Genomic DNA, 16,885 nt, shown 5'->3' on the forward strand with positions numbered 1-16,885 from the left:
CCTAGTGTGACACCGCGGAGCGACCCGGCGTTGCCGCCGTTTCGGTCACCGCCGTATCGCCCTGCTCGTTGGCCGATCCGCCAGGCAGCACGCCCTGTTCGCGCAGGACCTCACTCATCGGAGCAAAGCGGAACCGGCGGAGCAGCTTCTCCAGCCGCGCTTCACAGACATCCAGGTTGTTGTAGTGCCGGAACCGCGACAGCCATTTGACCTTCAGCCGGGGCTGGCCGGGATCCACTTCCCAGGGGTGCAGGTAAAACACGAAGGGCTGCGACTGGCGATTGATCTGCCCCAGGCCCCACTGGCTGAACCAATAGGGAAACAGCCGGAAGTAACCGCCGCCGGCGATGGGCAGCGTGTAACCGGGCAACTGGAGCGTACTCAGCGGGAATTCCGCCAATTCGTGTCCGCCATCGGTCTTGAGGCGGTGCGGCCAGCGGGGCGTGCCCGGCATGCCGTAGCGATCGTGATGCACCGGGAAAATCGACGAATCCCAGGTAAAGCCTTCTTCCGCCAGGATATCGAGTGCCCAGCGGGACTCGTTGGTGATGGAATAGCTGGCTGCGCGATAGCCCGTGACCCGCTTGCCGGTAATGTCTTCCAGGATCTGCTTCGAGCGCCGGGTTTCCTCGCGGAAGACCTCGGGCGTCTGGTTGTAGATCAGTTGGTGGCTGTATCCATGGCTGGCAATCTCGTGGCCGGCAGCCTGGATGCGGCGCACCAGCGCGGGCGAGCGTTCGGCAACCCAGCCAAGGGTGAAAAACGTGGCCCGGATGCCGTGTTGCTCGAACCGCGCCAACAGACGATCCGTGTTGGCTTCCACCCGGTATTCCATGGAATCCCAGTCATCCCGCGATACGGCTTCGGCCAGGGCCGCCACCTGGAAATAGTCTTCCACGTCGACGGTGAGTGCGTTAATGGGTTGTTCGTTACGGCTGCGATCGGTCGTGTGCGTCATCGGATCTGGTACTCCAGACTGACCAGCACCCAGTTTTCGGCATACTCCCGGGAGCCCACGTCACTGTTGCGCCGGTTGTGACCAATTTTTCCGCTCAGGTCGAGATCGGACAGGAGTTGGCAACTGAGCCCGACGTCGACCCCGATGATTTCGTCCTGGGTGTCGTTGTCCTTGTAGTCGATGTAGGCAACCCGCGTGCCCGCGGTGAAGTCGATCTGGCCGGTCACCGGGCGGCGGTAGTCGGCGTTAAAGGCCACCCGGCCTTCGCGCGAGTCGGTCTTCAGGTTGTCCGAGCGGGTAGCGACGGCGCTCAGGTTGAGGGTCGAGGTATCACTGAACCGGCGGGTGTAGCCACCCCGAACGTCGCTGACTTCGACGGCCGAGGTGTCCTCGATCGTGTAGGTGACGCCGTCGAACAGGAAGTCGAACTCAGAGGTTTCGTCCGTGACCTGGCGGCTTGCCGCGACATAGAACGAGGACGCCTCGTTGATCTGTCGTTCAAGCCGCAGATCGCCTACCCAGCCATTGAACGACTGCTCGGTACTGAAAAACCGGCGTTTCAACCAGGTTCCGCCGAGTGAGCCGGAAATCGTGGTGGCCGCAAATTCCTTCGAGAAGAACAGGGTCGCGGTATTGCGATCGACCTTTTCCTTGTTGTCGTACTCGCGATGTTCGGTGGACAGGTTCAGGCCACCGGTCAGCAGCTCGGAAAACAGGTGGCTCCAAACCGCGGACCCGATTCCTGCCTCGCTGTCCCGCTCTTCCGGCTCGCTGAATTCGATGTTTTCGTACTGGGCCGACAAGCTGATGGTATCGACCGGCGTAACGCCCCAGACGTAGCGTGGCCCCGTGCTGAAGATATTGCGCCGGCTGCGGTTGTCCGGTGTGTTGGGTTCGGTGTTGTTCTGGACGACGTCCCGCGTTTCGTTGGTGACATCCCAGAAAAAGCGCTCGGCAATCTGGCAGCTGCCCAGCCAGTCGATGAAGGCGTAGGGTTCCGGATCGTAGGTATGGTTGGCGTAAATGCCATAGGCAAGATCGGCGTTAAAATCCGATATGCACCGACCCGGATCGGTTTTATGGGAAATCTTCAGTTTGATCCGATTTTCCACATCCGATTTCTCTCCCGATTCGCTGCGCTTGATGTTGTCGCTGAATCGGCTGTCAGCGCCGATGCTGAGCTTCACGGGCTCTGCATGGGCCGTTGTCGCCGAGCCCAGAAAGAGAGACCCGGCCAGGAGGACAATGCCTCGAATCATCCCTGATTCGGAAGAACTACCCATTGATAACCACTCCGGCAAATTTCTCGGGATCAAACGAATGCGCAGCCTGCTCCACCGCTGACGGCGTGGCCTTGCCATGCGGGACCACCAGCAATGAATAGTCGCAGAGATCAGAGAGAATCCGCGCGTCCGGCGAATGACTGATTGAGGCCGTATCCAGGATGATGAACCGGTCCGGATACCGCCGGCGGATCGACTGGAGGAACAGTTTGATCTGGAACGACGTGAAGAATTCAGCCGGCGATTCGCGGCGACTGCCAGCCGGCACCAGGCGCAGCCGGGGAATGCCCGTCGGGTAGATGATCTTGGCAACGTCGTAGTCCGACTCTTCCAGGAAATCCGTCAGGCCAGTGTCCGGGAACATATCCAGCATGGTGTGCAGGGACGGCTCGCGCAGGTTGCAATCTACCAACAGCGCGGTCTTGGACTGGTCGAAGGCGAAGGCCGCGGCCAGGTTCAGGGCGATAAAGGACGATCCGGCGCCATCGGTCGCACCGGTCACCACCAAGGTGAAGTTGTTGCCGCCGGAGATTTCCAGCAACTTGGTCCGCAGGCTACGGAATCGGTTGACCAGATCCCGGTTCGGCGACTCCGGATAGATAATACGGCGTTCGTCGAGATCATCGAATGTCAGCTGGCGAGGCTCCTGCATTCGTTTGATCTGGCGGCTCATGACGTAGCGGTCGACCGCGCCGGCACCCAGTTCGAGCGTGCTGGGAACCAACAGGCGAGCGTCTTCCGACTCGCTTGAGCCCGAGCCTGATTTTTCGGGCCGGTTGGAGGATTCCTCCTCCCGGCTCAGTTGGCGCTGCCGTTTCCTCAGGGCTTCCAGTTCGTTCTGCTCGTCCTTATCGGGAGAGGCATCGACATCTCTGCTCTGGCGCGTTCCGTTCATCAAATAACTCCCATCACTGAAGCAACGGCTACACCGATATAGGCGGCTATCACCAGCACGGCACAAATAACGACGGCATAGGTCACCCGCCGCTCCCGACGCATCTCAAAGGGCGTTCTCACCCGGGGGATGTCAATCAGCACCGGGATACCCACTTCATCTTCCAATTGGGACTTGGCGCGTACCCGCGGATCGATTTGCAGCAGTCCGGCGATGGTGCCCAATGGCGCTAACAGGCCCAGGAAGAGCCCCGCCATGGCAAACTGGTTAAACTGGGCCCCTTCGGGTTTGAGCGGGTAACGCGCCGTCTCGTTGATCCGATAGTTCAGGCCCTGGCCCTTGATGTCCAGGTGCATGGAAACCCGGGCCCGCTCGCGACGCTTGAGCAGATCGTTGTAGATCTGTTTGTTGACTTCCATATCGCGGGTCAGTTGCGAGTATTCCGCCTTGTTTTCCTGGATCCGCTGCATGCGATCCACCTGTTCCCCGATCAACGCCTTGATGGAGCTGATGCGGGTGTTGATCATTTCCATCTGGGTGCGGGCATCGGCCAGATCGGAACTCAAATCCTGATACAGCGGGTTGATCGTGTCTCCGGCACCAACACTGGCGTCGGAGCTGTCTCCGCTGCTGCGGGCTTTGTCACGCTGGCGTTTGAGCACCGCGATCTGCTCCTGCAAAGCCACGATATCCGGGTAGGAATCCTTGTACTTCAGGCGCAGCGTATCGAGCTGATCCTGCATGGAGTTGATGCGCTGCTGGTAGGCGTCGATGGTCTTGCCGCGGCGTATATTCTGGTTCACGTTCGAAAGCTGACCTTGCAACGAGGCCACCCGGGTTTCGGTTTCCTGCTTATCCAGCTGTGCCTGTTCCAGCTTTCCGCGCAAGTCGGACAACTTGCCGTTGGCTTCGCCTTCGGTGCCATCGACATTCTTGGACAGGAACTGCTTGAGACGTTTTTCCGACTCGGCGAGCAGGTCCTCGTAGGATTTGACCTGGTTGTCGATGAACTCGTAGGCACTGCGACTTTCCGCCTGCTTGCGGCGCGCCGACTCTTCGATAAAGGCCTGGCCCATACGCTGCGCCACCCGATACGCCTGAGAGGGGGATTCAGACATAAAGCCGATGCTGAAATAGCTGTCACCACGGGGGCGGACGCTCAGGTTGGAGCGTAACCAGTTGACACGGGATTCCAGTTTTTCCGCCTGCAGGCTGGCCGCATCCGGGCCGAAGATATCGGTATCCTTGGCGACGTTTTCCATCACGCCCCGGCTCCAGAGAAGCTCCTGGGCTGCTGATGCCCGCTCACTGATCTTGGTCGTCACCGCACTGCCCTCCATCAGAGGGCGGATGATGTTCTCATCGTCCACATAGATGACGACGTCCGACTCGTATTTGTAGGGCCAGAGAAACCCGGCAGCCAGTACGCCAAAGCTGACAATGGCGAAGGCCGCCAGCGCGAGCCACTTGCGGGTTCGGACTTCGCGGATGATTTCGCTGGGCAGTTGAATCAGTGGAAGTGCCATAGCTGTTACCTGAAACTGAAAGCTAACGTGCGATCATCTGGAAAGCCCCGACCATCGATGTCAGGGCGTCGTCCAGCGGATCAGAAACTGCGCTCGGGCACGGTCAGGATATCCCCGGGCAAAAGCCGGTAGTTGGTCGCGATGTCGCCCCGGGTCAGAATGTCGTCAAGCTTGACCGGGATCGCCACCACCTCCTTGCCCATCGGCCGGTACAGCATGGCGCTGTTCAAATCGGCGAACGGGTTGGCGCCGCCAGCAGAGAGCACCACGTCCATGACCGTCATGCCATCACGGAACGGCATGGTCATGGGGCTCTGAACGGCACCGGTCACCCGGACGCGATCGGTGAACTCATGACTGTTCATCCCGGTGACGACCACACTGACCTGGGGCTGACGGATATACTGCTCAAGTTTGTCCTGTACGTCGTCGGCCAGTTCTTCGGGAGTCAGACCGGCGGCCACGACGTCCCCCACCAGCGGCACGGAGATCCGGCCGTCGGGACGAATGGGAACGCTGACGCTGAGATCCTGATTACGCCACACCGAGACCTGGACCACGTCGTTGGGTCCCAGAATGTACTGGTCGACCGGTCCGGCGTTCTTGTTGAGCGCCGCCTCGATCTGCTGCGGCGACGAAGCCGGTTGCGAGGCACAACCTGCCAGAAGAGAAAACAGTACAACGAGCCCGATTACCATCCTTGCCATTTCACATCCTCGCTTCTTTTTTCGAAAGCCACGGTTACTGACACCCGTTCCGACCGATGACCAGCCAAACCAATGCCTAGCGCGATCCTTTCTTGAACAATATTACTTCCACTGTCTGAATAATAACCAACAAATCCAACAGTAGACTCTGATTCTTAATGTAGTACAGGTCGTAGCGAAGCTTTTCCCGGCTATCTTCCTCGTTATCGGCGTAGGCAAAGCACAGCTGCGCCCAGCCGGTAATGCCCGGCTTCACACGGTGACGTTCGTTGTAGAACGGGATCTTCTCCGCCAATTGCTCGACGAACATGGGCCGCTCGGGCCTCGGGCCCACGAACGACATTGTGCCGTTCAGCACGTTAAAGATTTGTGGAAGCTCATCGATACGCACCTTGCGGATAAAGGCCCCCACGCGCGTCACGCGGGTATCGTTCTGGCGTGCCCAGACGGCGCCATCCTTTTCAGCGTCCGTGCGCATCGACCGGAACTTGTGGACCTTGAAGACCTGGCCGCGCAGACCAACACGTTCCTGGCTGTACAACACCGGTGCGGACCATCCGTCTTCGATCTTGATCGCCAGGATGGTCAGCAGCATCAGCGGGCTGGTTGCAATCAACAAGATGCCTGACGCCAGCACATCCAGGGCCCGCTTGCCGAATCCGGACACGGAAGACACCGAGAAGCCATCCGAGAAAACGAGCCAGCCGCGCGTAATCATCTCCATGGCGACCTTGCGGGACTCGCGTTCGTAGAAGACCGCGCCGTCGACGATGCGGATGCCCTGCATCTTGCATTCCAGCAGGTCTTCCATGGGCAACCCCTTACGACGGTCTTCCACGGACACTACGATTTCCTGGACCGGACGACGGGTCACATACTCGTGCAGGCTTCCGGGGACATTGACGAGATACTGTTCCGGGACTTCGACCGGCTCATCGTTGATCGGTACAAACCCCACCAGATGGAACCCCTTGCGATTGAAGGGGGTCTGGAGGTCTTCGAGCAGTTGCCGGGCACGAAAACCTGTGCCCAGCACCAAGACCTTCCGCTTGAAGGCGTCATTGCCCACCACCGTAAAGAAGATGATGCGCGCGATGCCCAACAGGAAGAAACCAAAGACGGATGCGGACGTGATGACCCCGTCCCCACCCAGGTACCAAAGCCATTCCTGGCTCAGCAAATAGGCGGTCAGTGCAAACGGAATGCTGAGGATCAGCGCAATGAGCGTACGCAGCATCATGCCGGACAGGCCATCTTCCAGCCGGGACTGATGCACGCCCATGGCGACCATCAGCAACATATTGAGGGCGGCGAAGATAACTGCGGAAGGCAGGATGTAAGCGATGGATTCGGAGAAATAGGCAATATCACCGAAATACCGGAAGAAAACGGCGAGGCAGAAGGCCCCGACCAATACACTGAAATCAATCAGCCCCAGAATAACGAACGGGAGATGAATGTAATGCCTGAATATCCTGACGTGTGCCACGTCGACTCCTTCACGCCACCCTGCCAGACGCGTCCATGAATCCGATCGGTAGATCTCCAACTCCTTTGAAGTCTACTCCTTCCGGATTGAACTGCAATTGGGTGCAATCTCAAACAGATGGGAGGCGCATGTAAAAATTCCTGACAGCAAAAACCCCGGCAAAGCCGGGGTTTAGCAGGTTTCTAACACCGTATCTCGCCAGCTTATGCCTTGCGACGGCGCATCACGCCGATACCCGCAAGACCAAGGCCGAGGAGCGCCAGTGAACCCGGCTCCGGCACTTCGCCAACAGTCACGTTGTCGATGCCATAGCCGTCGTCCGAGGCATTGGCGTAGAAGGTAACATCACCCAGACCTTCGGAATCGAACAGCGTGATGTAAAACACGTTGCCGTTACCCAGGGCAGAACCGAAGATGTCTTCGAAGGTGAAGGTGGTGCTACCCACGGTCATCCGGCCACCCACATCGTTCGGGTCCGTGATGTAGAAACCCAGGGCGTTGAAGCCCGGCGTCAGCGAGAAAGTCATCTCTTCGCTGTCCATGCTGTCCAGCCAGTTCGCGTTGTCCGAACCGCTTGGAGTTGCGAAACGACCGCCAAACGGAGAGCTACCATCATCCAGAATGGCAACACCGCCGTTACAGGTGAATCCAAGGCTGTCGCAGTCACCGCCTGAACCCGCAACATCCTGGGTAAAGGTACCGACGCTCGTGGCGATGGCGTTGCTCTGGGAAGTCGTGCCAGCCGTGTAAGACTCGAAGCCTTCAGTCAGATAACCTGACTTCAGCTTGGCCAGGAAGTTGGTTTCGGCAGCCTGCGCAGCAGACTCGCCGGCGCTGCTGACATACAGCATGGGCGCCGCCTGTACAGACGCGACCAAACCGGATACGCCGAGTGCGATGCCCGCACTGATACTGAGAACACGTTCCTTCTTCATGCACAGCTCCTAAACCTGTTGAGGTTGTTGTTAGTCCGTGGTCACTTAGAAGCAACAAGAAGGCCAATAATATTTATTTCTTAATAATCATATCTTTAAACACCATAAAACCCAATTTCTGCCCACACCGCTGTAAAGAAAATGGACGCTTTTCTCGAACCGTCAACCCCTTAATTTTTTTTAAAAAAGTTGTAAAATCTGTCTCAGATCATAAACAACGCCATAAAGTCAGGCACCGACGTACCCTCCAGTACCTTCTGATCGATGCATCGATCGACAATGGCGTCGCACCGCCCTTTCGGATACCGCGTTTCAAGATTGGCCCGGAACTTCTCCTCAAGCAGCGGGATACCTTCCTTCCGGCGCCGACGATGGCCAATCGGATATTCCACGGCAACCTGTTCCGTTTTTGAGCCATCCTTGAAGAAGACCTGAATGGCGTTGGCGATCGAGCGCTTATCCGCTTCCAGGTATTCCCTGGTGTAGCGGGGTTCTTCCACGATCTCCATTTTGTCCCGCAGGGTGTCGATTTCGGGGTGGGCCTGGTGGAATGCGTCTTCGTAGTGATCGGCCGTCAAGGCACCAAAGATCAGCGGAACCGCCGTCATGTACTGCAGGCAGTGGTCGCGATCGGCGGCGTTCGCCAGCTTGCCGACTTTGGAGATGATGCGGATGGCGGATTCGTGGGTGGTGATGACGACCCGGTCGATCTCGTCCAGCCGGTCTTTCACCTGGGGATGCAGGGTCACAGCGGCTTCGGCGGCAGTCTGGGCGTGGAATTCGGCCGGGAACGAGATCTTGAACAGGATGTTCTCCATCACGTAAGACCCAAAGTCCTGGGGCAGCGAGAACCGTCGCTGATCTTCAGGCTTGAGTGTCTGGTCCTTGTTGGTCTTGCTGAACAGCACGTCGTAGAAGCCCCACTGGGGCGCTGTCAGCACGCCGGGAATGCCCATCTCACCGCGCATGGCGATGTCTGCGAGACGCACGGCGCGGGAGGTCGCATCGCCCGCCGCCCAGGATTTACGGGAGCCGGCGTTGGGCGCGTGGCGATAGGTGCGCAGGGCCTGCCCGTCGACCCAGGCGTGGGACAGCGCCGACAGCATCTGCTCCCGGTCCGCACCCATCAGCTTGGCGGTCACCGCCGTCGAGGCCACCTTGACCAGCACCACGTGGTCCAACCCCACACGGTTGAAGGAATTCTCCAGCGCCAGCACGCCCTGGACCTCATGGGCCATGATCATGCTTTCCAGCACGTCGCGCATGGTCAGCGGCGCCTTGCCTTCGGCCTGGCGCTTCTGCGACAGGTGATCGGCCACAGCCAGGATCCCGCCGAGATTGTCGGAGGGGTGCCCCCACTCGGCCGCCAGCCAGGTGTCGTTGTAGTCCAGCCAGCGAATGATGCAGCCGATGTCCCAGGCAGCTTTCACAGGATCCAGACGGAAAGAGGTGCCGGGTACCCGGGCACCATGAGGCACCACCGTACCCTCGACGATCGGCCCCAGATGTTTGGTGCATTCGGGGAAGCGAAGCGCCAGAAGGCCGCAGCCGAGGGTGTCCATCAGGCAGTTGCGTGCGGTATCCAGCGCTTCGAGGCTGTCGACCTGATAATTGAGAACGTAGTCCGCAATCTTCTGCAGGACGTCGTCGTAATCCGGGCGTTCGTTGAGATCGAATGTCGCTGACATGAGGCGTCTCCCTGGCCGGGAGGGTGCCGTTTGATCGATCAGCCCTGCCCCGGCCTTTCAAGAAATGATGGCGTCAGTATGGACCGGAAACCGGGCCGCTTCGAGCTGACCCGGTCTCTTCATCGAAGCAACTCAGAAGGCATCTCCCGGAATGCGGACCCAGCCTTCCATCAGGATGCGGGCGCTGCGGCTCATGATGGCTTTCTTCGCACTCCACTGGCCGTTCACCTGCTCGGCTTCGGCGCCGACTCGCAGGGTGCCTGATGGATGGCCAAACACCACGGAGGTACGATCGCCACCACCGGCGGCCAGGTTCACCAGCGTGCCGGGGATCGCGGAAGCCGTGGCGATGGCTACGGCAGCGGTACCCATCATGGCGTGATGCAGTTTACCCATCGACAACGCCCGGACGAGGACATTGATGTCGTCCGCGGCGATGGCCTTGCCGCTGGAGGCCACGTAGCCTTTGGGCGGTGCGACGAAAGCCACCTTGGGCGTATGCTGCCGGTTGGCCGCCTCGGCCACGTCGCTGATCAGCCCCATTTTGACAGCGCCGTAGGCGCGGATGGTTTCGAACAGGGTCAGGGCCTTGTCATCGTTGTTGATGGCATCCTGCAGTTCGGTGCCGTCGTAGCCGATGGCGTCGGCGTTGATGAAGATGGTCGGGATGCCGGCGTTGATCATGGTGGCTTTCAGGGTGCCGACGCCGGGCACCTCGAGATCGTCCACGACGTTGCCGGTCGGGAACATCGCGCCCTCGCCGTCCGCCGGATCCATGAATTCGACCTGGACTTCGGCGGCCGGGAAGGTCACGCCGTCCAGCTCGAAGTCGCCGGTTTCCTGCACTTCCCCGTTGGTTATGGGAATACGGGCAATGATGGTTTTCTCGATGTTCTTCTGCCAGATCCGGACCGTGGCGGTGCCGTTCTCCGGCAATTGCGCCGGGTCCACGAGGCCGTTGTTGATGGCGAACGCCCCGACGGCCGCGGTCAGGTTACCGCAGTTACCGCTCCAGTCGACGAACGGCTTGTCGATGGAGACCTGACCAAACAGATAGTCCACATCGTGATCCGGGCTCTCGCTTTTCGACAGGATGACGGTCTTGCTGGTGCTGGACGTGGCGCCGCCCATACCGTCGGTCTGCTTGCCGTAGGGATCGGGGCTGCCGATCACGCGCAGCAGCAGCTTATCGCGTGCTTCGCCCGGTACCTGGGCCACTTCCGGCAGGTCGGTCAGGTTGAAGAACACGCCCTTGCTGGTGCCGCCACGCATGTAGGTGGCGGGGATTCTGATTTGGGGTTTGTGGGTCATTTTGGTGGTTCCTGAGAATTCTGTGGACGATATCAGCCCCGTGGGGAATTACCGGCAGCCCTGCGGACTGCTCCGAAGCTGAAGCGTCGGCTACATTTACAGGCCACCCCGAGCATGTAGCAGATGCTTTAGCTTCTGAGGCACCGTCAGGTGCCCCACAAGTAGGTTGGGCTGACGCAGGAAGCCCAACACCTCAGAAGTTCGAACGGACTCTCTGAGTTCGCGTTTTACGGCACCGGTCTGATCGGACACGGACAGACATCCGGCTCGCCGCCGTCCAAATTTGTTGGGCTTCCGGCGTCAGCCCAACCTACGGGTGCTGGAGGATCATCGGCAGCGCTGTGGGCTGCTCCGAAACTGAAGCGTCGGCTACATTTTCAGGTCACCCCGAGCATGCAGCAGATGCTTTAGCTTCTGAGGCACCGTCAGGTGCCCCAGTCAGCCCCACATAAATGGCTCTTGCCTTGCAGAGACGGTTTCTCAAGCACTCGCCTTATCCGCCTCAGCCTTCAGGAAGTCCTGCGCAAAGCGCTGCAGCACGCCGCCCGCCTTGTAGATGGACACTTCTTCCTGCGTATCCAGGCGGCAAACGACCGGAACTTCCTGGCTCTCGCCGTTGGCGCGGTGAATGACCAGCGTCAGCGTTGCTCGCGGCGCCGGCTGCCCTTTCACGTCGAACGTCTCGGTGCCATCAATACCCAGCGTCTTGCGGGTGGTGCCTTCCTCGAACTGCAGCGGCATGACCCCCATGCCTACCAGGTTGGTGCGATGGATCCGCTCAAAGCCTTCGGCCACGATGGCCTCGACACCGGCGAGAGCCACGCCCTTGGCGGCCCAGTCCCGGGAAGAGCCCTGCCCGTAATCGGCGCCGGCAACGATGATCAACGGCTGCTTACGGTCCATGTAGGTCTCGATGGCTTCCCACATGCGGACCACTTTCCCTTCCGGTTCAATGCGCGCCAGGGAGCCCTGCTTCACCTCGCCGTTGTCGTCGCGAACCATTTCGTTCAGCAGTTTCGGGTTGGCGAAGGTGGCCCGCTGCGCGGTCAGGTGATCGCCGCGGTGGGTCGCGTAGGAGTTGAAGTCCTCTTCCGGCAGACCCATTTTCGCCAGGTATTCGCCAGCGGCACTGGAAGCCAGGATGGCGTTCGATGGCGACAGGTGGTCCGTGGTGATGTTGTCACCCAGGACCGCCAGCGGCCGCATGCCGGTCAGGTTCTTCTCACCGGCCAGGGCGCCTTCCCAATACGGCGGTCGGCGAATGTAGGTGCTCATCGGGCGCCACTCGTAGAGCGGGTCGGACTGTGCCTGGGCCTTGCGGGTGACGTCGAACATCGGGATGTAGGTGTCGCGGAACTGGTCCGGCTTCACCGACGATTTCACGATGGCGTCGATTTCCTCGTCTTTGGGCCAGATGTCCTTGAGCAGGATCGGGTTGCCGTCGGCGTCGTGACCCAGGGCGTCCTTCTCGATGTCGAAGCGGATGGTGCCGGCAATGGCGTAGGCGACCACCAGCGGCGGTGAGGCCAGAAACGCCTGCTTGGCGTACGGATGAATCCGGCCGTCAAAGTTGCGGTTGCCGGACAGGACCGCGGTGGAATAGAGATCCCGGTCGACCACTTCTTTCTGGATTTTCGGATCAAGCGCACCACTCATGCCGTTACAGGTGGTACAGGCAAAGGCGACCACGCCGAAGCCCAACTGCTCCAGTTCCGGCAGCAGGTTGGCTTCTTCCAGGTACATCTTGACGGTCTTGGAGCCCGGCGCCAGGGAGGACTTCACCCAGGGCTTGCGGATCAGGCCCAGCTTGTTGGCGTTGCGGGCGATCAGGCCGGCCGCCACCATGTTCCGCGGGTTAGAGGTGTTCGTACAGCTGGTGATCGCGGCGATGATGACCGCGCCGTCCGGCATTTCGCCTTCCTTCTCTTCCCACTGGCCGGCAATCCCGCGCTGCGCCAGTTCGGACGTCGGCAGGTGCGCGTGCGGGTTGGACGGCCCGGCCAGCGTACGAACCACCTTGGACAAATCAAACTTGAGGACGCGCTCGTACTCGGCGGTCTTCAGGCTGTCGGCCCACAGGCCGGTGTGCTTGGCGAAGTTTTCGACCAGAGCCACCTGATCGTCGTCGCGACCGGTCAGCTTGAGGTAGTCGATGGTCTGGTCGTCGATGTAGAACATCGCCGCGGTGGCGCCGTATTCCGGCGTCATGTTGGAAATGGTGGCGCGGTCGCCTACCGTCAGGCTGTCCGCGCCCTCGCCATAGAATTCCAGATACGCACCAACAACCCGCTCCTTACGCAGGAACTCGGTCAATGCCAGGACCATGTCTGTGCCGGTGATGCCCGGTTGCAGCTTGCCCGTCAGCTCGACGCCGACGATGTCCGGCAGGCGCATCATGGACGCGCGGCCCAGCATGACGCTTTCAGCTTCCAGACCGCCCACACCGACGGAAATCACGCCGAGGGCATCGACCATCGGCGTGTGGCTGTCGGTGCCGACACAGGTATCCGGGAACGCCACGCGGTCGCGCACCTGGACCACCGGCGACATCTTCTCCAGGTTGATCTGGTGCATGATGCCGTTGCCCGGCGGGATCACGTCCACGTTTTCGAACGCGGTCTTGGTCCAGTTGATGAAGTGGAAGCGGTCGTCGTTGCGACGATCCTCGATGGCGCGGTTCTTCTCGAACGCGTCTTTCTCGAAGCCCGGATGCTCAACAGCCAGAGAATGGTCAACGATCAACTGGGTGGGCACCACCGGGTTTACTTTCGCCGGATCACCGCCCTTCTCTGCGATGGCATCCCGCAGGCCGGCCAGGTCGACCAGCGCCGTCTGGCCCAGGATGTCGTGACACACGACGCGGGCCGGATACCAGGGAAAGTCCAGATCCCGCTTGCGCTCGATAAGCTGCTTCAGGGAATCGGTCAGCGTGGCCGGATCACAACGGCGCACCAACTGCTCCGCCAGGATGCGGGAGGTGTACGGAAGCTTGTCGTAGGCGCCGGGCTGGATGGCGTCGACAGCCTCGCGGGTATCAAAGTAGTCGTAGTCGGTGCCCGGCAGGGGCTTGCGGTATTGAGTGTTCATGGTTGACCTTTGGCGATAATGGGTCGGGTGTGGCGTTGGTCTCTCTTCATCCCCCTCTCCCCCCCCCGGCCCCTCTCCCGCCAGGGGCGAGGGGAGGCTATAACTCTAACTTGGGGGAAAAGCCTCTCTCCTGGCAGGCGAGAGGCTTGGAGAGAGGGGAACGCGTCTTAGGCGCGCTTCTCGATCGGCAGCCACTCGGCGTGTTCGGGACCGGTGTAGTCCGCACTCGGGCGGATGATCCGGTTGTTCTCACGCTGCTCTTTCACATGGGCGGTCCAGCCGGACACCCGCGACATCACGAAGATCGGCGTGAACAGCTCCGTCGGGATACCCATGAAGTGATAGGCCGAGGCATGGAAGAAGTCAGCGTTGCAGAACAGCTTCTTCTCACGCCACATCACTTCTTCGCAGCGCACGGAGACCGGGTACAGCACCTCGTCGCCCACTTCCTGCGACAGCTTTTCGGACCATTTCTTGATGATGGCGTTGCGCGGGTCGGACTCGCGATAGACCGCATGACCGAAGCCCATGATCTTTTCCTTGCGCTCCAGCATGCCCATCAGGCCCTGTTCGGCCTCGTCCGGTGTCTGGAACTTCTGGATCAGGGCCATGGCCGCTTCGTTGGCGCCGCCATGCAGCGGACCGCGCAATGTGCCGATGGCGCCCGTCACGCAGCTGTGAATGTCGGACAGCGTGGACGCACAGACCCGTGCGGTGAAGGTGGAGGCGTTGAATTCGTGCTCCGCATAGAGGATCAACGAGACGTTCATCACGCGCTCGTGCAACTCGCTGGGCTTCTTGCCGTGCAACAGCTCCAGGAAGTGCCCGCCGATGGAATCGCAGTCGCCGTCGGTCTCGATGCGCACGCCTTCATGGGCGAAGCGGTACCAGTAGGTGATGATGCTCGGGAACACTGCCAGCATGCGGTCGATCTTGTCGTCCTGCTCACTGAAGTCCTCTTCGGTTTCCAGGTTGCCCAGCATGGAGCAGCCGGTACGCATGACGTCCATCGGGTGCGCGTCCCTGGGGATCTGTTCCAGGACGGCCTTGAGCGCATCCGGGAGTGCCCGCAGGCCCTGCAGCTTGGTCTTGTAGGCGTCCAGCTCCTGCTGGTTCGGCAGCTTGCCGCGCAACAGCAGGTAGGCCACCTCTTCAAACTGGGCATTGTCTGCCAGATCCGTGATGTCATAGCCCCGGTAGGTCAGACCGGTTCCGCTCTGGCCCACGGTACAGAGTGCGGTTTCGCCTGCGACCTGGCCACGAAGGCCAGCGCCGCCCAGTTTTTTTTCAGCCATGGTTGTCACCTTGTGCGTCGTTGTTTGCGATTATTTAGCGTCTTGTGGTGTCTGGCGATCGAGTGCCTTGAGCGCGCGATCGCAAATCAGCGGCCCGTGCTACTCAGCTTTTCTGCTGCTTGAACAGGGCGTCCAGTTTCTGTTCGAACTCGTGGTAGTTGAGGAAATCGTACAGCTCCATGCGGGTCTGCATCATGTCCACCACATCTTTCTGGTCGCCCTTCTCCAGGATGTTCTGGTAGACGGTCAGCGCAGCCTTGTTCATGGCACGGAAAGCGCTCAACGGGTACAGCACCATGTCGGCGCCGGCTTCCGCAAGCTCCTTGGTGTTGTACAGCGGCGTGGCGCCGAATTCGGTGATGTTGGCCAGGATGGGCACGTCAAGCGCTTCGGAGAAGGCGCGGTAGTGTTCCAGCTCGGTCACGGCTTCGGCGAAAATGCCGTCGGCACCGGCTTCAATGCAGGCCTTGGCCCGTTCGATGGCCGGCTCCAAGCCTTCACGCTGGAAGGCGTCGGTCCGGGCCATGATGAAGAAATTCTCGTCGGTGCGTGCATCGGCGCAGGCCTTGATGCGATCGACCATCTCTTCCTGGGAAACGATTTCCTTGTTGGGGCGATGACCGCAACGCTTCTGGGCCACCTGGTCCTCAATGTGAACCGCCGCCGCGCCGGCGCGCTCCATCTCCTTGATAGTGCGGCCGATGTTGAACGCCCCACCCCAGCCGGTGTCGATATCGATCAGCAGCGGCGTATCGGTCACGGCGGTAATGCGGCGGACGTCTTCGAGCACGTCGTTCATGGTGGTCATGCCGAGGTCCGGCAGCCCGTAGGAGGCGTTGGCGACACCGCCGCCAGACAGGTAAATGGCCTGATGGCCCACCTTCTCGGCCATCATGGCGCAGTAGGCGTTGACCGTGCCGACGATCTGCAGCGGATTGTTTTCTTTAAGGGCTTTGCGGAAACGGGCCCCGGCAGTAAGTGACTGGCTCATAAACTCTCCCCATTCAGAATGTCAGGACACCTTCCTGAATCTTTTTCTCGATGTTCAGCCGCGCCGCATTGATGTGGCGCTGCATCAGAAACTGGGCCAATTCCCCATCCCGGTTGGCGATGGCGTCGGCGATACTGCGGTGTTCTCGAAGTGCCCGGTGCGGGCGGCCGGCGGACGTACTCAGCCGGTAACGGTACAGGCGCACCATGTAGTACAGGTCGCCCAGCAGCATCTGGCTGAGCTTCCGGTTGCGGCTGCCCATGGCGATGCAGTAATGAAAATCGTAATCCCCTTCATGCTGGTAATACGCCTGTCCCTGCGCTTCGTCCACCATCTGTTCATGACGATCCAGAAGGCGTTGCAGATCATCGATTTCGGCGTCCGTCATACGCTCGGCGGCCTGGCAGGCAGCCAGGCCTTCCATGGCTTCGCGGATACGATAGAGTTCGAGCAGTTCTTCGCCGTTGATGGAAACCACTTTGAAACCGGCGTGGGGACGGCGGACCAGCAGGCCGCGGGATTCCAGGCGACCCAGGGCTTCGCGCAGCGGACCGCGGGTCAGGTTGAAGCGTTCGCAGAGTTCCACCTCACCGATTTTCTCGCCCGGGGCCAGCTCGCCCTTGACGATCGCGGTTTGCAGACATTCGAAGGCTTCGTCTGCACGGGTCTGCGTTGGAGTGACGGTATCAAGCATTTTTGTCGACAATAATATCCGTGATG

Annotated in this window: 13 protein-coding genes; all 13 read right to left on the minus strand. The window is 60.2% G+C overall.

Features of this window, described 5'->3' with window-relative positions; all coding sequences use genetic code 11:
• Window position 1: 1 nt before the first annotated feature.
• The 13 genes from JL474_RS04980 to JL474_RS05040 all read right to left on the minus strand — a co-directional run bounded on the left by JL474_RS04980 (window position 2) and on the right by JL474_RS05040 (window position 16,859).
• Window positions 2-958: an XrtA system polysaccharide deacetylase gene (locus JL474_RS04980; RefSeq protein WP_203141142.1), complete on the minus strand. Its 957-nt coding sequence runs from the start codon at window positions 956-958 to the stop codon at window positions 2-4.
• Complete coding sequence (locus tag JL474_RS04985) at window positions 955-2,241, minus strand: porin family protein (RefSeq protein WP_203141143.1); 1,287 nt, start codon at window positions 2,239-2,241, stop codon at window positions 955-957. The genes JL474_RS04980 and JL474_RS04985 overlap by 4 nt, the downstream gene beginning before the upstream one ends.
• Window positions 2,234-3,136 carry a P-loop NTPase family protein gene (locus JL474_RS04990; protein WP_223807968.1) on the minus strand — a complete coding sequence of 301 codons (903 nt, stop codon included), beginning with the start codon at window positions 3,134-3,136 and terminating at the stop codon, window positions 2,234-2,236. The genes JL474_RS04985 and JL474_RS04990 overlap by 8 nt, the downstream gene beginning before the upstream one ends.
• Window positions 3,136-4,662, minus strand: a complete 1,527-nt coding sequence (locus JL474_RS04995) for an XrtA system polysaccharide chain length determinant (RefSeq protein ID WP_203141144.1) — start codon at window positions 4,660-4,662, stop codon at window positions 3,136-3,138. The genes JL474_RS04990 and JL474_RS04995 overlap by 1 nt, the downstream gene beginning before the upstream one ends.
• A gap of 80 nt (window positions 4,663-4,742) precedes the next feature.
• Window positions 4,743-5,369, minus strand: coding sequence for an XrtA/PEP-CTERM system exopolysaccharide export protein (locus JL474_RS05000; protein ID WP_123635421.1), 627 nt, complete (start codon window positions 5,367-5,369; stop codon window positions 4,743-4,745).
• A 76-nt stretch (window positions 5,370-5,445) separates the two neighbouring features.
• Window positions 5,446-6,858 carry a TIGR03013 family XrtA/PEP-CTERM system glycosyltransferase gene (locus JL474_RS05005; RefSeq protein WP_203141145.1) on the minus strand — a complete coding sequence of 471 codons (1,413 nt, stop codon included), beginning with the start codon at window positions 6,856-6,858 and terminating at the stop codon, window positions 5,446-5,448.
• Window positions 6,859-7,061: 203 nt separating this feature from the next.
• Complete coding sequence (locus tag JL474_RS21480) at window positions 7,062-7,793, minus strand: PEP-CTERM sorting domain-containing protein (protein WP_236011986.1); 732 nt, start codon at window positions 7,791-7,793, stop codon at window positions 7,062-7,064.
• 203 nt (window positions 7,794-7,996) lie between these two features.
• The gene (gene prpD / locus JL474_RS05015; RefSeq protein ID WP_203141146.1) at window positions 7,997-9,481 is read right to left on the minus strand and encodes a 2-methylcitrate dehydratase; all 1,485 of its coding nucleotides are present in this window, start codon (window positions 9,479-9,481) and stop codon (window positions 7,997-7,999) included.
• Window positions 9,482-9,613: 132 nt separating this feature from the next.
• Window positions 9,614-10,792, minus strand: a complete 1,179-nt coding sequence (gene prpF / locus JL474_RS05020) for a 2-methylaconitate cis-trans isomerase PrpF (RefSeq protein WP_203141147.1) — start codon at window positions 10,790-10,792, stop codon at window positions 9,614-9,616.
• A 480-nt stretch (window positions 10,793-11,272) separates the two neighbouring features.
• Window positions 11,273-13,879 carry a Fe/S-dependent 2-methylisocitrate dehydratase AcnD gene (gene acnD, locus JL474_RS05025; RefSeq protein WP_203141148.1) on the minus strand — a complete coding sequence of 869 codons (2,607 nt, stop codon included), beginning with the start codon at window positions 13,877-13,879 and terminating at the stop codon, window positions 11,273-11,275.
• 167 nt (window positions 13,880-14,046) lie between these two features.
• Window positions 14,047-15,174: a bifunctional 2-methylcitrate synthase/citrate synthase gene (gene prpC, locus JL474_RS05030; RefSeq protein ID WP_123634923.1), complete on the minus strand. Its 1,128-nt coding sequence runs from the start codon at window positions 15,172-15,174 to the stop codon at window positions 14,047-14,049.
• A gap of 103 nt (window positions 15,175-15,277) precedes the next feature.
• Window positions 15,278-16,165, minus strand: a complete 888-nt coding sequence (gene prpB / locus JL474_RS05035) for a methylisocitrate lyase (protein WP_123634922.1) — start codon at window positions 16,163-16,165, stop codon at window positions 15,278-15,280.
• Between the two features lie 13 nt (window positions 16,166-16,178).
• Entirely contained in the window at window positions 16,179-16,859 is a 681-nt protein-coding gene (locus JL474_RS05040; protein WP_123634921.1) for a GntR family transcriptional regulator, read from the minus strand.
• Between the last annotated feature and the right edge of the window lie 26 nt (window positions 16,860-16,885).

It is taken from the genome of Marinobacter mangrovi, from assembly GCF_016798325.1.
Classification (GTDB): domain Bacteria; phylum Pseudomonadota; class Gammaproteobacteria; order Pseudomonadales; family Oleiphilaceae; genus Marinobacter_A; species Marinobacter_A mangrovi.

Bases quoted from the DNA above. Each gene is read 5' to 3' on its own strand.
- JL474_RS04980 (WP_203141142.1), bottom strand. From the start codon at position 958: ATGACGCACACGACCGATCGCAGCCGTAACGAACAACCCATTAACGCA.
- JL474_RS04985 (WP_203141143.1), bottom strand. From the start codon at position 2,241: ATGGGTAGTTCTTCCGAATCAGGGATGATTCGAGGCATTGTCCTCCTG.
- JL474_RS04990 (WP_223807968.1), bottom strand. From the start codon at position 3,136: ATGAACGGAACGCGCCAGAGCAGAGATGTCGATGCCTCTCCCGATAAG.
- JL474_RS04995 (WP_203141144.1), bottom strand. From the start codon at position 4,662: ATGGCACTTCCACTGATTCAACTGCCCAGCGAAATCATCCGCGAAGTC.
- JL474_RS05000 (WP_123635421.1), bottom strand. From the start codon at position 5,369: ATGGCAAGGATGGTAATCGGGCTCGTTGTACTGTTTTCTCTTCTGGCA.
- JL474_RS21480 (WP_236011986.1), bottom strand. From the start codon at position 7,793: ATGAAGAAGGAACGTGTTCTCAGTATCAGTGCGGGCATCGCACTCGGC.
- prpD (WP_203141146.1), bottom strand. From the start codon at position 9,481: ATGTCAGCGACATTCGATCTCAACGAACGCCCGGATTACGACGACGTC.
- prpF (WP_203141147.1), bottom strand. From the start codon at position 10,792: ATGACCCACAAACCCCAAATCAGAATCCCCGCCACCTACATGCGTGGC.
- acnD (WP_203141148.1), bottom strand. From the start codon at position 13,879: ATGAACACTCAATACCGCAAGCCCCTGCCGGGCACCGACTACGACTAC.
- prpC (WP_123634923.1), bottom strand. From the start codon at position 15,174: ATGGCTGAAAAAAAACTGGGCGGCGCTGGCCTTCGTGGCCAGGTCGCA.
- prpB (WP_123634922.1), bottom strand. From the start codon at position 16,165: ATGAGCCAGTCACTTACTGCCGGGGCCCGTTTCCGCAAAGCCCTTAAA.
- JL474_RS05040 (WP_123634921.1), bottom strand. From the start codon at position 16,859: ATGCTTGATACCGTCACTCCAACGCAGACCCGTGCAGACGAAGCCTTC.